Annotated in this window: 16 protein-coding genes; 12 read left to right on the top strand and 4 right to left on the bottom strand. The window is 60.1% G+C overall.

From position 1 onward, the window contains the following. Positions 1–10: 10 nt before the first annotated feature. Positions 11–1,219: a methyltransferase gene (locus ACIQ3A_RS03625; protein ID WP_396430402.1), complete on the bottom strand. Its 1,209-nt coding sequence runs from the start codon at positions 1,217–1,219 to the stop codon at positions 11–13. Between the two features lie 33 nt (positions 1,220–1,252). Then, positions 1,253–2,167, bottom strand: a complete 915-nt coding sequence (locus ACIQ3A_RS03620) for a polyprenyl synthetase family protein (protein ID WP_396430401.1) — start codon at positions 2,165–2,167, stop codon at positions 1,253–1,255. 226 nt (positions 2,168–2,393) lie between these two features. On the opposite strand from ACIQ3A_RS03620, the gene ACIQ3A_RS03615 reads away from it, so the two are divergent. Continuing rightward, positions 2,394–2,651: a hypothetical protein gene (locus tag ACIQ3A_RS03615; RefSeq protein ID WP_396430400.1), complete on the top strand. Its 258-nt coding sequence runs from the start codon at positions 2,394–2,396 to the stop codon at positions 2,649–2,651. On the opposite strand, the gene ACIQ3A_RS03610 is transcribed toward ACIQ3A_RS03615, so the two are convergent. Next, positions 2,643–4,397 (bottom strand): ABC transporter transmembrane domain-containing protein, encoded by a 1,755-nt coding sequence (locus ACIQ3A_RS03610; RefSeq protein ID WP_396430399.1) that lies wholly within the window; start codon positions 4,395–4,397, stop codon positions 2,643–2,645. The genes ACIQ3A_RS03615 and ACIQ3A_RS03610 overlap by 9 nt on opposite strands. A 108-nt stretch (positions 4,398–4,505) precedes the next feature. Between ACIQ3A_RS03610 and ACIQ3A_RS03605 the strand changes: the two genes are divergently transcribed. The 11 genes from ACIQ3A_RS03605 (at position 4,506) to ACIQ3A_RS03555 (ending at position 15,516) form a co-directional block, all read left to right on the top strand. Continuing rightward, a complete protein-coding gene (locus ACIQ3A_RS03605; RefSeq protein ID WP_396430398.1) occupies positions 4,506–4,844 on the top strand; it encodes a zinc ribbon domain-containing protein YjdM in 339 nt (112 codons plus the stop codon). A 101-nt stretch (positions 4,845–4,945) separates the two neighbouring features. Next, positions 4,946–5,287 carry an ATPase with chaperone activity gene (locus tag ACIQ3A_RS03600; protein WP_396430397.1) on the top strand — a complete coding sequence of 114 codons (342 nt, stop codon included), beginning with the start codon at positions 4,946–4,948 and terminating at the stop codon, positions 5,285–5,287. 39 nt (positions 5,288–5,326) lie between these two features. Continuing rightward, a complete protein-coding gene (locus ACIQ3A_RS03595; RefSeq protein WP_396430396.1) occupies positions 5,327–6,682 on the top strand; it encodes an MATE family efflux transporter in 1,356 nt (451 codons plus the stop codon). Positions 6,683–6,843: 161 nt separating this feature from the next. Continuing rightward, positions 6,844–7,650 carry a crotonase/enoyl-CoA hydratase family protein gene (locus tag ACIQ3A_RS03590; protein ID WP_396430395.1) on the top strand — a complete coding sequence of 269 codons (807 nt, stop codon included), beginning with the start codon at positions 6,844–6,846 and terminating at the stop codon, positions 7,648–7,650. A gap of 33 nt (positions 7,651–7,683) precedes the next feature. Beyond that, complete coding sequence (locus ACIQ3A_RS03585) at positions 7,684–9,534, top strand: feruloyl-CoA synthase (RefSeq protein ID WP_396430394.1); 1,851 nt, start codon at positions 7,684–7,686, stop codon at positions 9,532–9,534. A 28-nt stretch (positions 9,535–9,562) separates the two neighbouring features. After that, a complete protein-coding gene (locus ACIQ3A_RS03580) occupies positions 9,563–10,816 on the top strand; it encodes a thiolase family protein (protein WP_396430393.1) in 1,254 nt (417 codons plus the stop codon). A 44-nt stretch (positions 10,817–10,860) separates the two neighbouring features. Further along, positions 10,861–11,625 (top strand): SDR family NAD(P)-dependent oxidoreductase, encoded by a 765-nt coding sequence (locus tag ACIQ3A_RS03575; protein WP_396430392.1) that lies wholly within the window; start codon positions 10,861–10,863, stop codon positions 11,623–11,625. Positions 11,626–11,635: 10 nt separating this feature from the next. After that, complete coding sequence (locus ACIQ3A_RS03570) at positions 11,636–12,055, top strand: acyl-CoA thioesterase (protein WP_396430391.1); 420 nt, start codon at positions 11,636–11,638, stop codon at positions 12,053–12,055. A gap of 62 nt (positions 12,056–12,117) precedes the next feature. Then, the gene (locus ACIQ3A_RS03565) at positions 12,118–13,119 is read left to right on the top strand and encodes a tripartite tricarboxylate transporter substrate-binding protein (protein WP_396430390.1); all 1,002 of its coding nucleotides are present in this window, start codon (positions 12,118–12,120) and stop codon (positions 13,117–13,119) included. A gap of 71 nt (positions 13,120–13,190) precedes the next feature. Beyond that, positions 13,191–14,912, top strand: a complete 1,722-nt coding sequence (locus tag ACIQ3A_RS03560) for an acyl-CoA dehydrogenase family protein (RefSeq protein WP_396430389.1) — start codon at positions 13,191–13,193, stop codon at positions 14,910–14,912. Positions 14,913–15,000: 88 nt separating this feature from the next. Then, positions 15,001–15,516 (top strand): MarR family winged helix-turn-helix transcriptional regulator, encoded by a 516-nt coding sequence (locus ACIQ3A_RS03555; RefSeq protein ID WP_396430427.1) that lies wholly within the window; start codon positions 15,001–15,003, stop codon positions 15,514–15,516. On the opposite strand, the gene ACIQ3A_RS03550 is transcribed toward ACIQ3A_RS03555, so the two are convergent. Further along, positions 15,507–16,154: an OmpA family protein gene (locus ACIQ3A_RS03550; RefSeq protein ID WP_396430388.1), complete on the bottom strand. Its 648-nt coding sequence runs from the start codon at positions 16,152–16,154 to the stop codon at positions 15,507–15,509. The two genes, ACIQ3A_RS03555 and ACIQ3A_RS03550, sit on opposite strands and share 10 nt — an antisense overlap. Between the last annotated feature and the right edge of the window lies 1 nt (position 16,155).

Genomic DNA, 16,155 nt, shown 5'->3' with positions numbered 1-16,155 from the left:
CATGTCAAAGTTAATTGACACTATTTGGCGAAACCAAGGGTAAACACTGTGATTTACGCCCCAACAAAATGCGGGCGTGGATGGGCATGGCGTTGGGGACACGCTCAACGTGGGTAAATCCGGCTTCTTCCATCAGGCTTTGCAACTCTTGTGGGGTACGCAGACGCCCTGCCCCCATGGCCAGCAGATAAAAATGGAAATAGGCGTCCGCCATCGCGCTGGGCTGGCCTGCCCCTTCCTTCGGCTGGGCCATAGGTTCGGCCAGCAACAAGACCCCGCCCACAGGCAAAGCGTCATGGGCCTTTTGCAAAATCTGGCGCACCACCGCATCGGGGTGGTCATGGGCCACGCGCACCAAGGTGATCAGGTCCGCGCCTTCAGGCAAGGGATCGTCCAAAAAGCTGCCAGGGTGTAGCGTCACACGCTCACTCAGGCCTTTGGCTTTCAGTCCTTCACGGGCCAGATCGAGCACAGGGGGCAAGTCAAACATCTTGAACTTCAGGTGCGGTGCGTGCGCGGCCAATTCGCCTACAAATCGCCCCTGGCCAGCCCCGACATCGAGCACGCATCGGTGCTCATCGAAGAAGTAGGACGACAGGATTTCCTGCACCACAAAGCCTTGCGAGGCCGCCATCAGCTGCGAATAGCGACTGAACTTGTCCAACTCCGGTGCAGCGGGCGTGGGCTTCTCATGGGCATAGGGCCAGTACTCGGCCATGCTGCCGCTCCAGGCGTTGTTCAGAAACTGCAGGGGGTCTTGCATGTCCTGGTACAGCAGATGGTTGTGCTCGATCATTTGACCAATGCCCTCGTGCTGGGCCAAGGGCACACCCAACGGCCCCAGGCCGAAACGGCCCTGACTGCGGTGCTCCAGCAGGCCAAGGGCCACGGCCGACAGCAGCAAACGCTGCAAAACGGCAGGGGCCAGACCGCTGCGGCGGGCCAGTTCGGGCAAGGTGGCGGGTGACTGGTGCAGCGCACGGAAAAGGTCCAGCCGTACGCAGCCCAGCAGCACCTGGCTGTGCACAAAACCAGCCATCAAATCAAACAATTTACGGGTACGGCGTCGTGTGAGCCAGCGGGTCAACGGGTTGCCCAGCGACCAGCGGTAAAGACCGGGGTGTGCGTACCAGCGTTCCAGCCGGGCTTGCCAGGCATCTTTGAACGTGGTGGGCACGGCATGGGTCGCGATGGCGGCCAGATCCAGGGGCTGGGACATGTTGATTCCTTCGCGGTCTGCAGGAGAAAGCGCTCAATGCGGTGCGCTGATGCGGCTGACAGCCACGGCGGGATGGGTCTTGAAATAGCCCTCACACAGGGCCTTGGGCACCAGGCGCTCAGCTTCAAGCTGCACCAGCTGGCGCAACATGTCTCGGCACGAGCACACTGGAATCGACGAGGCAGCCTGGTCGATCAGGTGGTCAAAATGGGCAATGGCCCCGTCCAAACCCAAGGCCTGGGCCGAGCTGGGCCGCGCGTGCAAAATGTCTTGACCCACTGGTTTGCCCAGGCTGGCGGCATCCGCAATCACGTCGCGGATGTCATCAGCGACCTGGTAAGCCTCACCCAGAAAGGCCCCTAGTGGCGCCCAAGGTTCGGGTTCGAAGCCGCAGCTGAGGGCCCCGGCACAGGTGGCCGAGACGAACAAGGCCCCGGTCTTGGCACGCTGGTATTGGCCGAGATCGGCACTGGTTTCACACTCCCACGCCTGCCCGGCCACGATGCCATGCGGCAAGCCCACACCGGTGCTCATGTTCTCCATCAACCGAATTAGCCGGTCAGGCCGCACAGCACCGGCTTGCAGCAAAACCTGGTAGGCCATGACGATCAAGCCGTCACCCGCCAGCAGCGCCAGCGGTTCGCTGAAGGCTTTGTGCACCGTGGGACGGCCGCGCCGGGTATCGGCATTGTCAAAGGCAGGCATGTCGTCGTGCACCAGCGAGGCGCAGTGCATCAGCTCCAAGGCGACGGCAGCGGCGTTGGTCAGTTGGGGCACATCGTCGCCACAAGCCGTGGCCACAGCCATACACAGTTGCGGGCGGATGCGGGCACCCCCCGAAAAAACCGCATGCCGCATGGCGGCGACCAGGCGGGGTGGCGCTCCCACGCCAGCCGCTTGCTCAAAATGGGTGTTCAAGGCTTGCTCAGCGCGCGTCAACAGACTCATGGAACCTCCGCAGGGAAGACCTGTCAACTCCAGCGGACAGGCTTGAGTGTCAATATAGCTTTATTTATAAAACTGTCAACCCTTGTTGACACCCTGAATGACACCCGGATGCGAGATCTATTCCAAAACTGGCCCAAGCCTCCAAGCTGTCGAAATGCCTGACAAGCCACCGTTCGGGCGACAGAAGCTACGATATGTTGTTCAACAAGCGTGCAGGAGAAATGCCATGGGCATCTGGTTAGAGCTGGGAATTTTCGGACTGGTTTTTGTATTTGCCTTTTGGCAAATGCACGATGTGCGGCGGGCGCAAGAACAAACTCGCCAGCAGCGGGCGCGGGAAAAGGCCTTGCTGGATGCCCCTCAGCAAGCCGTTCACGATGCGATCGATTTACCGATCAGAACGGATGAAACGGATCAAACGCCAAAGATGGAGGGTGCAGCAACCCACGCCCAGACGAAGTCTGGGACCCAAGACTCAGTTTGAGGCGTTGAACTGCAGCGCCGCCAAGCTGGCATACAGCCCACCTTTGGTTTGCAACTCGGCATGGGTGCCCTGCTCCATCAGGTGGCCGCGCTCCAGCACCCAGATCACATCGGCGCGTTGCACCGTGGCCAGGCGGTGCGCGATGACCAGCGTGGTGCGGCCCACCATGGCCTTGTCCAGTGCCGCCTGGACCATTTTTTCGCTTTGTGCATCGAGCGCACTGGTGGCCTCATCGAGCAGCAAGAGTGGCGCGTTCTTGAGGATTGCCCGTGCAATCGCGATGCGCTGACGCTGCCCGCCCGATAAACGGACACCCCGGTCGCCCAGATAAGTGTCAAAACCCTCGGGCAACTCGCTGATGAACTCTTGTGCGTAAGCCGCATCGGCCGCGGCATGCACCTCTTCAAGGCTGGCGTCAGGTCGGCCGTAGCGGATGTTCTCGATCACCGTGCCCGAAAAAATCACCGGCTCTTGCGGCACGATGGCCATGCGATTGCGCAGGTCGTGCAAATTCATCTGATCAATGGGCAAACCGTCCAGCAAGATACGGCCCGCCTGCGGGTCGTGAAAGCGCATCAGCAAATCAAACAAGGTGGTTTTTCCCGCGCCGCTGGGTCCCACCACGGCCACGGTCTGGCCAGGGTGAATCTGGCCACTGAGTTGGTCCAGCGCCCAGGTGTCAGGGCGCGAAGGGTAGTGAAAACAGACCGCCTCCAGTTGCAGGGACGAGCCGCCTTGCGGCCAAGGCGCTTTTTGCGGCTGGGCGGTGATCTTGAGATTGGACTCGGTGTGCAGCAATTCCATCAGGCGCTCGGTGGCGCCCGCAGCGCGCAACATGTCGCCATAGACCTCGCCCAACACCGCAAAGGCGCTGGCCAGCAAGATCACGTAAAACACTGTCTCGCCCAACTGGCCTGCGGTACTGGTGCCGGCACGCACAGCCAGCGTGCCCATGTACAAGCCCCACAACAAGACCGCACTGGACGCCATGATGATGAAGCCCACCAACACCGCCCGCGCACGGATGCGGCCCAGGGCTGTCACCAGGGCACGCGCCGTGGAGTCGATGAAGCGGCGCGTTTCGCGGCCCTCGGCGGTGTAGCTTTGCACCACAGTGATGGCGTTCAACACCTCCGAGGCGATGGCACTGGAGTCGGCCACCCGGTCCTGGCTGGCACGTGAAAGGCGACGCACCCGGCGGCCCAAGTACACGCTGGGAAAAATCACCGCCACCAGCACCGCCACTACCTGCAGCATCAGGACTGGGTTGGTCCAGACCAGCATCAACAAAGCACCAGCGCCCATGACCAGGTTGCGCAAGCCCATCGAAAAAGACGAGCCCACCACGGTTTGCACCAGGGTGGTGTCGTTGGTCAGGCGCGACAGCACCTCCCCCGACTGCGTGGTTTCAAAAAAGGCCGGACTTTGTTTGAGCACATGGCCGTAGACCGAATTGCGCAGGTCACCGGTGATGCGTTCGCCCAACCAGCTCACGGTGTAATACCGCCCGGCAGAAAATACCGCCAAAGCCGCCGCCACCCCAAAGAGCTGCAAGAAGTTCCCTGACAACTGTTCGGCAGAAGCCCCGGTAGACAGGCCCTGGTCGATCAGCTGGCGCAAAACCCACGGAAAGGCCAGCGTGGTGCCCGCCGCCAGCAGCAAAAACAAAGCTGCAAACCCCAAGGCCATGCGGTAAGGTTTTAAAAAAGGGACCAGGCCCGTGAGCGATTTGGGAGTTGCAGCCATTGACAAAAGTAATCCGAAAAGAGTCGCTGCAAGCATAACGGCAAAAGCAGGTACCAGATTACAAGGTGTATGGAGACGACAATCCGGTTTTTGTCTGATCAGAAAACCATGAACGCACTTCCCCCTTGCCCACGATGTCACGACGAATACACCTACCAGGATGGCGAGTTCATGATGTGCCCCAGCTGCGGGCATGAATGGAACCCGGCCGATGTGCCCGCTACCGAAGCAGCCAAAGTCTGGAAAGACGCCAATGGCAATATCCTGCAAGACGGGGACACCGTGACGCTTGTCAAAGACCTGAAAATCAAGGGCTCATCCGCCGTCGTCAAGGTCGGCACCAAAGTCAAGAACATTCGCCTGATTGAAGGGGACCACGACATCGACTGCAAGATCGATGGCTTCGGTCCGATGCAACTCAAAACCGAATTCGTCAAAAAATCTTGACCAACATGGACCCACCTTCAGCTTGGGAGTGCTGTGGACAATTTAAAAAATCACCGAGTTGGCGTCTGTGCGTTAATTCACTGCAGCAAACTATGCCCACCATGACCGACGAATTCCAGATCCACATCCCGCCATCTTTCATGGCGCTTTACGTGCCCCCCGGCAAGATCAAGCCCACCCTGGGCCAGCGCGACATGGCCCAGCGCTATGAGCTGTGCGAAGACCTGGCCAACTTGCTGACTGAAAAAGCAAGCACCATGCAGTTCACCCTCGGAATCACCGAAGAGCTTGTGCTGCAGCAGTGTGAGCGGGGCTTGTTGGCCGATCCTTCCGTGTTCTCGGCCCTTGAAGCTCGCTGGGTGGTGTGCCGCCTGGCGGAGTTGCTGAACTGGCCGATGGACCAACTGCTGCAGACCCCACCGACAAGTGACCCTGTCGACTGAGTCCCCTTGTTCGCAGGAACCACTGGGCAAGACGCACCCATGACAAGACCGCACAAGCATTTGGAGCGCCTGCTCAGTGGCGACATTCTGAGCACCTTGCTCCGACTGTCATGGCCCAACGTGCTGGCCATGGCCATGACGGTGCTGGTGGGCATTGCCGAGACTTACTATGTTGGCCAAATGGGGACCGCTCCCCTGGCCGCCATGGCACTGGTTTTTCCTTTTGCCATGCTCACACAAATGATGTCGGCGGGTGCCATGGGCGGTGGCGTGTCTGCGGCCATCAGCCGAGCGCTGGGCGCCGGCGACACCGCACGTGCACAAAGCTTGCTGCTGCATGCCGTGGTGATTGGTGTGGTTGCGGGCGGACTCTACAGCGCCATCTTTTTGAGCTTTGGGCCCGACTTTTACAAACAACTCGGGGGTAAGGACATGGTGCTGGAAGAAGCTGTGCGCTATTCCACCGTGCTCTTCACCGGTACTTTGCTGGTCTGGCTCATGAACACGTTGGCCTCTGTTATGCGGGGCACAGGCAACATGCGCGTGCCGTCGGTGGCACTGGTCGCCACAGGGATTTTGCAAATCATTTTGGGGGGCGTTCTGTCTTTAGGCGCAGGCCCTTTGCCCGCCATGGGCATGGTGGGCGTGGCTTGGGGGCACATCATCGCCACCGCCGCCGGGGTGGTTTATTTCCTCTGGTATCTGATCAGTGGTCAAGGCCAGTTGACGCTGAAGCTGCATGCTTTTGAAATGCAAAGGGACATGTTTGCAGACATCCTCAAAGTGGGCGCCATCGCTTGCCTGTCGCCCGTTCAATCTGTTCTGGCCATTCTGATTTTTACGGGCCTGGTGGCGCAACTGGGCACCGAAGCGCTGGCGGGTTATGGCATAGGGCAGCGGCTTGAGTTCATGCTGATCCCGATTGCCTTTGGCATTGGCGTGGCTGCGGTGCCCATGGTCGGCATGGCCATGGGCGCAGGCAATGTAGCGCGTGCACGACGGGTCGCTTGGATGGCGGGTGCTGTATCGGCTTTCAACCTGGCATTGATCGGGGCTGTGGTCACCTTCGCACCAGACCTGTGGGCGCGGCTGTTCACTCAAGATGAAGCCGTACTGGGTCATGCGCGGCAGTACCTGGTGACCGCTGGCCCGGCCTTCCCGTTTTTTGGTATGGGCCTGACTCTTTACTTTGCATCACAGGGCGCGGGCCAGGTGATTGGCCCTGTGCTGGCGGGAACTGTGCGACTGGTGCTGGTGGCAGGGATGGGTTATTGGCTGGCACAAAACCATGCCACGGCCGAGAATTTTTTCTCACTGGTGGCATTGGCCATGGTGCTGTACGGGGTGGTGACAGCAGCTGCTGTCAGGTTCACCCCCTGGGGTCCTAAAAACTGAATACGCCGATCGGGAACAAGGCTTTGCAAAGGGCCGAATTGACTGTATTAATTAGGAAAATTAGGGTAAACCCCAAAGGGGATTGTCGCATCAAGCAAGCACAATATCGTTATCAAAAATAACCTTCTTGATCTTTAGATCAAGCCCTTTTTAGGACCCCGATGACACAAGCCAACCATCCGATCTTCGAACGCGCAGCGGCCAACGGGGTGGCGCTTGAAATGCGCGGCGCAGTGGCCTTGGTGCGTTTGTGCCGTCCGGCCAAGCGCAACGCCCTGAACGACGGCTTGATCGAAGCGCTGCGCGATGTTTTCCAGAACCTTCCCCCTGAAGCAGGTGCAGCGGTAATTCACGGCGAAGGCGACCATTTTTGTGCCGGCCTTGATTTGTCCGAACTCAAAGAACGTGATGCAGGCGAAGGCATCCACCACTCACGCAGCTGGCACGTGGCCTTGAACGCGGTTGAGCAAGGTCGCGTGCCCGTGGTCGCAGCGCTGCATGGCGCCGTGGTCGGCGGCGGGCTCGAGTTGGCCAGTGCCAGCCACATCCGCGTGGCCGATGACAGCACCTTCTTCGCCTTACCTGAAGGAACCCGAGGCATCTTTGTCGGCGGTGGCGGTTCGGTGCGGATCCCCAAACTGATTGGCGCTGCGCGCATGACCGACATGATGCTGACCGGCCGCGTTTACGACGCCCAAGAGGGTGAGCGTGTGGGTCTGGCGCAGTACCTGGTTGCCAAAGGCGAGGCACTGAACAAGGCCATCGAACTGGCCAGCCGAATTGCCACCAACGCACCACTGACCAACTTTGCACTGATGCATGCCCTGCCCCGCATTGCAGAGCAACCCGCCGACCACGGCCTGTTCACGGAAGCCCTGATGGCTTCGATCGCGCAGGCTGCCCCTGAAGCCAAAGCCCGTGTGCGTGCTTTCCTTGAGGGCAAGGCCCCCAAAGTACAAAAAAGCTGAGTCGACGTCACAAAAAGAACATCGGAGACAAGCATGAGCCCCCCAAAATTTCGCCCCCTGAAGTTCGGCGTCACCCGCGTCACCCTGCGCGATGGCGTGCCCGGCACGCATTACCTGACAGCCGAGCAGCCTCTGCAGCCCTTTGCAGAGCGCATGACGGACCGACTGCAACACTGGGCGAAAACCAAGCCAGACCAAAGCTTCATGGCGCGCCGTGTCAAGCAAGCTGACGGCACGCTGGGTGACTGGAAACACATCACCTATGCGCAAGCCTGGGCCACTGCACGCAATATTGCGCAAGGCCTGATCAACCGAGGCCTGAACGCCGAGCGCCCTGTTGTCATCTTGAGTGAGAACAGCCTGGAACACGCCCTGCTGGCCCTGGGCTGCATGCTGGCGGGCGTGCCCTTTGTGCCCACATCGCCGCCATATTCGCTGATCAGCGTGGACTACGACAAGCTCAAGCACGTGCTCAAAACCGTCACCCCCGGCATGGTGTTCGCATCAGACGCCCGTTATGCCAAAGCCATTGCCGCCACCGTTCAATCGGACATGGAAGTGGTGATGGTCGAAGGCGTTGTGGAAGGCCGGCCCGTCACCCCATTTGAGAGCCTGTGCGCCACGGCCGCCACGCCTGAGGTGGACGCTGCCATTGCCGCCACTGACCCGGACACCATCGTCAAGTTTTTGTTCACCAGTGGTTCGACCAAGCTGCCCAAAGCCGTCATCAACACCCAGCGCCTCTGGTGTGCCAACCAGCAGCAGATGGCGCAGTCCATGCCCGTGCTGGCCGAAAAAGAACTCGTGTTGGTCGACTGGCTGCCATGGAACCACACCTTTGGTGGCAACCACAACGTGGGCATGGTGATCTACCACGGCGGCACGCTGTACATCGACGACGGCAAGCCCACACCATCGCTGATCCATGAAACTTTGCGCAATTTGCGCGAAATCGCCCCCACGGTGTACTTCAACGTACCCACCGGCTTTGAAGCCATTGCCAACGCAATGAAGACCGACGATGCCCTGCGCAAGACCCTGTTGTCGCGCGTGCAGATGTTCTTTTACGCAGGTGCGGCACTGGCCCAACCCATTTGGGACAGCCTCTATGAATCGCAGGAGCGCGAGGTCGGCGAGCGCATCGTCATGGGCACGGGTCTGGGCATGACCGAGTCCGGGCCGTTTGGTATTTTCGTGACCAACCCTTTTGTGCAAGCCGGTGACCTAGGCGTCCCCACACCAGGCCTCGAACTGAAACTGGTGGACATGCAGGGCAAAACCGAGGTTCGCTACCGTGGCCCCAACATCACCCCCGGCTACTGGCGCAACGCCGAAGAAACTGCTGGCGCTTTTGACGAAGAAGGCTTCTTCAAAACAGGCGATGCCGTCAAGTGGATCGACGAAACCGATGTGCATCTGGGCCTGAAATTCGACGGCCGCATTGCCGAAGACTTCAAGCTGGCCACCGGCACCTTTGTCAGCGTGGGTCCGCTGCGCGGCAAGATCATTGCAACCGGCGCACCCTACATTCAGGACGCAGTGCTCACCGGCCTGAACATGAAGGAAGTCGGCGCGATGATTTTCCCGACGCCCGCCGTGCGTGCCTTGAGCGGCCTGGCTGCCGACGTGCCGCTGTCCGAGGTGCTCGCGTCTGCTCCTGTACTGGCCAAGTTCCAGGAGATCGTCAACGAGTTGGCCAAAAGCGGCACTGGCAGCGCCAACCGCATCGCTCGCCTGTGCCTGCTGTCAGAGCCGCCCACCATCGACAAAGGCGAAATCACCGACAAAGGTTCGATCAATCAACGCTCGGTGCTCGCGCACCGGGCTGACACGGTGGCAGCACTGCATGCCGATGCGTTGCACTTCATTGTGAAACCTCAATAAGCAGCCCCCTTCCAACAGAAAGTACCCCATGGCCTCCAAAGGATTTTTCAACGCTTTTTCCGATGTCTGGATGCACGAAGGCGTGCGCACGCCCATGGTCGATTACTGTGGCGCACTCGGCCACATCTCCCCCACGGACCTGGGTATCAAGGCCGCCCGTGAAGCCTTGAAGCGCGCCGGCATCGCAGCCACAGAGATCGGCTCGGTCATCACGGGCAACATGGCCCCTGGCGACTTTGACCAGTTTGTCTTGCCGCGCCACATCGGTCTCTATGCCGGCGTGCCACAAGAAGTACCCGCCATCATGGTGCAGCGCATTTGCGGCACCGGCTTTGAACTCTTTCGCCAGGCAGGCGAGCAGATTGAAGCGGGCGTGTGTGAGGCTGCGTTGGTGGTCGGCACCGAAAGCATGACGCGCAACCCGATTGCGGCCTTTGACCACCGCACCGGTTTCAAGCTCGGCGCACCCGTAGGCTTCAAGGACTTCATGTGGGAAGCCCTGAAAGATCCGGCTCCAGGCATTAACATGATCCAGACCGCCGAAAACCTGGCTAAAAAATACCACATCACCCGCGAAGAGGTGGACCAGTTTGCCTCAGACTCTTTTGCCAAAGCCGTGGCCGCCCAGGAATCGGGTTTTCATGCCGGTGAAATCGTGCCTGTGGTCACCGAAAAATTTGAACTCGATGGCTACAACGCCCGTGGCATCAAGTTGCAAGGCAAAGTCACCCAAGTCAGTGCCGACACCCACCCACGCATTTCGCCACCCGAAGTGTTGGCCAAGCTCAGGTCCGTCTACGAAGGCGGCGTGCAAACCGGTGGCAACAGCTCAGCACTGGTCGATGGGGCCGCTGCTTGTGTGGTCACTACCGGGGTGTATGCCAAAGCCCATGACAAGAAACCTCTGGCCCGCTTGGTCGCAGCTGCCGCTGTGGGCGTACCGCCCGAAATCATGGGCATAGGCCCGGCACCGGCAATTCGACTTTTGCTGGAACGCACGGGCCTGAAACTGTCAGACATTGGCCGCTTCGAGATCAACGAAGCGCAAGGCGCGCAAACACTGGCGGTAGGCCGTGAATTGGGGCTTGACCTGTCCAAGCTCAACGTGAATGGTGGCGCGATTGCGCTGGGCCACCCGCTGGCGGCCACTGGTGTGCGCCTGACCCTCACGCTGGCGCGTGAACTCAAACGTTCGGGCCTGCGCTATGGCATCTCGAGTGCCTGCGTGGGCGGTGGTCAGGGCATTGCGTTGCTGATCGAGAACCCCGACGCAGCAGCCTGATCACACCTGAAGCATTTGCCCCCTCTTTAGACCAAGGAACCCACATGAACATCCAAGGACAAGCAGCATTGGTCACCGGCGGTGGCTCCGGTTTGGGCGAGGCCACGGCCCGTGAACTGGCCCGGCTGGGCGCCAAGGTTGCGGTGCTCGACCTCAACATGGACAACGCCGAGCGCGTGGCCAAAGACATCGGCGGCATTGCCGTCAAATGCAATGTGAGCGATCCGGACAGCATGGCCCAAGCCATCGAGAGTGCCGCCGCTGCGCAAGGCCCCGCACGCATCCTGATGCAAATTGCAGGGATTGGCAGCGCCAAGCGCGTGGTCGGCAAGGACGGCAACGCCGCCCCGCTGGAAGACTTTGCCAAAGTGATCAACGTCAACCTCATTGGCACCTACAACGCCGCCCGTCTTTTTGCTGCGGCATGCGCCAAACTTGACCCCCTGGAAGATGGAGCCCGCGGCGTGATGGTCTTCACCGCCTCGGTCGCTGCTTTTGATGGCCAAGTCGGCCAACAAGCCTACAGCGCCTCCAAAGCCGGCGTGGTGGGCATGACACTGCCCATGGCGCGTGACCTGGCACAGCACGGTATCCGTGTGTGCACCATTGCCCCCGGCCTGTTCAAAACACCTTTGATGGAAACCTTGCCCGAGCCCGTGCAGCAGTCACTCGCCGCCAGCATTCCCTTCCCATCGCGCCTGGGCAAGCCCGAAGAGTTTGCCGAACTGGCCGTGCACATCGTGCACAACAACCACCTGAACGGCGAAGTCATTCGCCTGGATGGCGCCCTTCGCATGGCCCCCCGCTGAAAGACCCCAGATGATCAAGACGGTTGTTTACGAAGTGCAAGTGATGTTCGGTGACTGCGACCCCGCAGGCATCGTGTTCTTCCCGAACTTTTCCAAATGGATGGACGCCTCTTCATTGAACTTTTTCGTGAAGTGTGGCGTTCTGCCTTGGCGAGAATTGGTCAAGACGCGCGGCATCATCGGCACCCCGCTGCTGGAGATCAACACCAAATTTATCCGTCCTGCCACCTATGGCGAGACCCTGCAAGTGCACACCAGCGTGCAGGAGTGGCGTGAAAAAGTCTTCGTGCACAAGCATGTGGTGATGCGTGGCGACACCGTGCTGTGCGAAGGCACCGAAGTGCGCGCTTTTTGCATCAAGCACCCGGACGATGCAGACCGCATCAAAGCGATCGCGGTGCCTGAAGACATCAAGACTTTGTGCAGCTGATTTTTTTGGTTTTCCGTTTTCCCCCAACCTGAGTTTTCCACCCCCCCTCCGAGGAGACAAGCATGAGCAACCGTCGCGAATTCATTCAATCCACCATCGGTGCCGCCATTTTGGGCAGCACCGCTTTCCAGCATGCTTGGGCACAAAGCGGCTTGCCCATCGAGCAAGTCAAAGTACTTTACGGTTTCCCTCCGGGCAGCTCTGGCGACATTTGCGCCCGTCGCGTGGCTGAAAAATTTGGCGGTACCCCTTACAGCAAAAACGCCGGCATCATCGACAGCCGCCCAGGGGCTGGCGGCCAAATTGCCCTGAACCTGCTGAAAAGCGCACCAGCCGACGGCTCGGTGTTGGCCATGACGCCTTTTTCGGCCATTTCGCTTTACCCCCACATCTTCAAAAACCTGCAATACAAGCCCTTTGAAGACTTCACCCCGGTGGGCACCGCCTCCATGATCCACCACGGCTTTGCGGTCGGCCCCATGGTGCCTGCCAGTGTCAAAAACGTTAAAGACTTCATCGTCTGGGCCAAAGCTAACCCGGCTCAGGCCAGCTACGGCTCGCCCGCAGCAGGCTCCACGCCCCACTTCGTCGGCGCTTTGCTGGGTCTGAACCAAAACTTCGAGTTCAAGCATGTGCCCTACCGCGGCTCGGTGCCCGGTGTGACCGACGTGGTTGGCGGCCAGATCGCCTGCATGTTCACACCGCACGGCGACTTCATTGCCAACCACAAGGCCGGCAAGATGCGCATTTTGGCCACCTCAGGCAAAACCCGTTCGCCTTTCGTGCCCGATGTGGCCACCTTCGCAGAACAGGGCTTCCCCGAGTTGACGGTGGAAGAATGGTTCGGTTTTTACGCCCCCGCCAAAACCCCGGCCAACGTGGTGCAGGCGGCCAATGCAGCGATCAATGCGGCGTTGAAAGACAAAGGCGTGCTGGACGCTTTGACCGTGGTAGGTCTGATTCCTTTTGGTGGCACCGTCGCAGACCAACTCAAGAGCTCGCAAGTGGAGCTCGAGCGTTGGGGCCCGCTGATCAAGCGCATCGGCTTCAGCGTCGACTCCTGATCGGCCACTGGGCTGCCACGGTCCGGGGCGCACTGACGGTGCCCCGGATTTTTTGATTAACTGAACTCGCCATGAACAATTACCAGCCCGGCACCGAAGACATGCAATTTCTGTTGTCCCGTGTCCTGAACGCGCCGGCCCAAGTGCGCGCCTTGCCCGCTTTTGCCGAAGTGGATGCTGATTTGATGCAACAGGTGCTGGAGGAAGCCAGCAAGTTTGTGGCCGAAGTCGTCGCGCCCCTCAACCGAGATGGCGACGAAATCGGGGCCCAATGGCAAGACGGCGCAGTCACCATGCCACCCGGCTTCAAGGCTGCGTACCAGACGTTCTGGCAATCTGGATGGCCCGCGCTGGCCTGCGACAGTAAAGATGGCGGTCAGGGCCTGCCCGCTGTGCTCGAAGCCATGCTCTACGAAATGCTGAGCGGCGCCAACCTCGGCTGGACCATGGCCCCCGGCCTGTTGCATGGCGCCTACGAGTGCATCAAGCACCATGCCAGCGATGAACTCAAAGCGCAATACCTCGAAAAAGTAGCCAGCGGCGAATGGCTGGCCACCATGTGCCTGACCGAGCCGCACGCGGGCTCCGACCTGGGGCTGGCCCGCACCCAGGCCGTCCCCATGTCCGACGGTCGCTATGCCGTCAGCGGGACCAAAATTTTTATCTCGGGCGGCGAACACGACCTGACCGACAACATCGTGCACTTGGTGCTGGCGCGTTTGCCCGATGCACCGCCTGGACCCAAAGGCCTGTCGTTGTTTCTGGTGCCCAAGTTTTATCCAGATGGCACACGCAGTCGAGTGCACTGTGACCGCATCGAAGAAAAAATGGGCCTGCACGGCAGCCCCACCTGCGTGATGCGTTTTGACGAAGCCGTGTGTGCCATCGTGGGTGAGCCTGGCAAAGGCCTGGGCGCCATGTTCGTGATGATGAACGCCGCCCGCCTGCATGTGGCCTTGCAAGGCATTGGCCTTTTGGATGCAGCCTGGCAAAAAGCCGATGCCTATGCGCAAGAGCGCCGCCAAATGCGTGCGCCTGGCAAGGGTAAATCGGCTGGCGAAGCCGACCTGATTGGTGAACACCCCGCCATGCGCCGCATCCTGGACACGCAACGTGCCTGGGTCGATGCGGGTCGTGTGCTGGCCTATCGCACGGCGCTGGAGCTGGACCTGATCAAGCACAGTCCCGACGCCGATACGCAAGCCGCCGCACAGCGCTGGTGCGCGCTGGTCACGCCGGTGATGAAATCGGTCTTCACACACCAAGCTTTCCATGGCGGCAGCGATTGCCTGCAGGTGTTTGGGGGCCACGGTTATGTGCGCGAGTGGGGCATTGAGCAAATCGTGCGCGATGCCCGCGTGACCATGATTTACGAAGGCACCAACGAAATTCAGGCGATCGACCTGCTGGTTCGCAAAGTGCTGTCTGATGGCGGCGTGGGCATGTATGCCCTGCTGGATACGATTGAGGCCGATTTGCCTGCAAGCCACAAAGCCAGCACACAGGCGCGCGCGCGCATCCAGACCCTTCGCGCTGTGACCGCGCAAATCGTCAAGGCCGCACCGCAAGACGCTGCACTGGCCTTTCGCGTGGCCGATGACTACCTGCGTGCCGTGGCACTCGTGTTGCTGGACTGGTCCTGGCTGCGCATCGAAGCGGGCCTAGACGACAACACCCCCCAAGCCGAGACACGCTGGCGTGCGCCGGCCAAGGCTTTGCGCGATTGGGTGCTTCCCGAGTTCCAGATGCGGGCATTCATCATCGTGTCGCAGTGCGCTGCAGTGGCCGCATAATCAAGCCGCCATGCCCAAAACCAAAACCTTGGCGCCCCGCACAGGCGACCTGAAGAAACCAAAAGTGCCCGTCAAAGTGCCTCGCACTCTGCCCCGCGCTGTCGCCAAGGGCCTGCCTGCACAAAATCCAGTTGAAGTTTCTGCCGGGGCACACGGCGAGCAACCGTTGGTGGCCATCGACAAGGTGGACACCCGCTTTTTGCAAACCCTGATGGGCTACAACGCTCGCAGGGCGGCACTGAGCATCATCGAGTTGTTTCTAGAGCGACTGGCACCCTATGGGCTCAAGCCGGTGGATTTTTCAGTCATGTCCACCATCCAGCACAACCCCGGCGTGACCTCCCGCCAGCTTTGCGCCACGCTCAACCTGCTGCCCCCAAACCTGGTGGGGCTGATTCAGTCCCTGGAATCCCGAGGACTGATCGAGCGCAAGCCGCACCCCCACGATGGGCGAGCGGTCGGTTTGCATGCCTCTGAAAAGGGCCAAGCCTTGATGGTGCAAGCCGAGCAAGCCGCCAGTGAACTGGAAATCGAGAAAACCGCCAAGCTCACGCCTGCGCAACGAAAAACCCTGCTGACGCTGCTACAAAAAATTTACCTTTGACCGCGCTCGGCCAAGAAGATATCAATGCGGCGGTTGCGTGCCCGGCCAGTTTCTGTGGCGTTGTCAGCAATGGGTTCGCGCGAACCCCGTCCATCAATCGCGATGCGGCTGCTGCTCACGCCGCGGGAGACCAAATAATCACGCGCACTTTGGGCGCGGTTGACCGACAAGGGGTTGTTGATGGCATCGCTGCCGGTGTTGTCGGTGTGGCCTACGATGCGCACTTCCATGCTGGGCTGCTGACCCAGACCTTGCGCAAACTGGTCCAGGATCGGGCGTAGATTTAGCTTGATGTCAGACCGGCCTGAGTCAAAAGAAATGTCATTCGGGATACTCAATTTGAGCTGGTTGTCTGCGGTTTGGGTGACCACTGTGCCCGTGCCCGCTGTGGCGGTTTCCATGGCGCGCTTTTTGTCTTCCATGTTTTTCGACCAGACATAGCCGCCCAGGGCACCCAAGCCCGCGCCAATGGCGGTTGCCTTGCTGTCACGTCCCAAGATTTGGCCCGCCACAGCGCCAATCACGGCACCTGTCCCCGCGCCCTTTTGCTCGGGGGTGGCTGTCGCGCAACCCGTCAGCAAAATGGCCAAGGCACAAGTCAACGCACCAGCGCTTTTGAATGCAGTCATCGTGTTCATC

Origin of the sequence: Limnohabitans sp., assembly GCF_044361985.1 — a bacterium.
Lineage (GTDB): Bacteria > Pseudomonadota > Gammaproteobacteria > Burkholderiales > Burkholderiaceae_C > Limnohabitans_A.
This window is presented reverse-complemented; position numbering and strand designations above follow the sequence as displayed.

Bases quoted from the DNA above. Each gene is read 5' to 3' on its own strand.
- ACIQ3A_RS03585 (WP_396430394.1), top strand. From the start codon at position 7,684: ATGAGCCCCCCAAAATTTCGCCCCCTGAAGTTCGGCGTCACCCGCGTC.
- ACIQ3A_RS03570 (WP_396430391.1), top strand. From the start codon at position 11,636: ATGATCAAGACGGTTGTTTACGAAGTGCAAGTGATGTTCGGTGACTGC.
- ACIQ3A_RS03580 (WP_396430393.1), top strand. From the start codon at position 9,563: ATGGCCTCCAAAGGATTTTTCAACGCTTTTTCCGATGTCTGGATGCAC.
- ACIQ3A_RS03565 (WP_396430390.1), top strand. From the start codon at position 12,118: ATGAGCAACCGTCGCGAATTCATTCAATCCACCATCGGTGCCGCCATT.
- ACIQ3A_RS03605 (WP_396430398.1), top strand. From the start codon at position 4,506: ATGAACGCACTTCCCCCTTGCCCACGATGTCACGACGAATACACCTAC.
- ACIQ3A_RS03600 (WP_396430397.1), top strand. From the start codon at position 4,946: ATGACCGACGAATTCCAGATCCACATCCCGCCATCTTTCATGGCGCTT.
- ACIQ3A_RS03595 (WP_396430396.1), top strand. From the start codon at position 5,327: ATGACAAGACCGCACAAGCATTTGGAGCGCCTGCTCAGTGGCGACATT.
- ACIQ3A_RS03620 (WP_396430401.1), bottom strand. From the start codon at position 2,167: ATGAGTCTGTTGACGCGCGCTGAGCAAGCCTTGAACACCCATTTTGAG.
- ACIQ3A_RS03615 (WP_396430400.1), top strand. From the start codon at position 2,394: ATGGGCATCTGGTTAGAGCTGGGAATTTTCGGACTGGTTTTTGTATTT.
- ACIQ3A_RS03625 (WP_396430402.1), bottom strand. From the start codon at position 1,219: ATGTCCCAGCCCCTGGATCTGGCCGCCATCGCGACCCATGCCGTGCCC.
- ACIQ3A_RS03550 (WP_396430388.1), bottom strand. From the start codon at position 16,154: ATGAACACGATGACTGCATTCAAAAGCGCTGGTGCGTTGACTTGTGCC.
- ACIQ3A_RS03575 (WP_396430392.1), top strand. From the start codon at position 10,861: ATGAACATCCAAGGACAAGCAGCATTGGTCACCGGCGGTGGCTCCGGT.
- ACIQ3A_RS03560 (WP_396430389.1), top strand. From the start codon at position 13,191: ATGAACAATTACCAGCCCGGCACCGAAGACATGCAATTTCTGTTGTCC.
- ACIQ3A_RS03610 (WP_396430399.1), bottom strand. From the start codon at position 4,397: ATGGCTGCAACTCCCAAATCGCTCACGGGCCTGGTCCCTTTTTTAAAA.
- ACIQ3A_RS03590 (WP_396430395.1), top strand. From the start codon at position 6,844: ATGACACAAGCCAACCATCCGATCTTCGAACGCGCAGCGGCCAACGGG.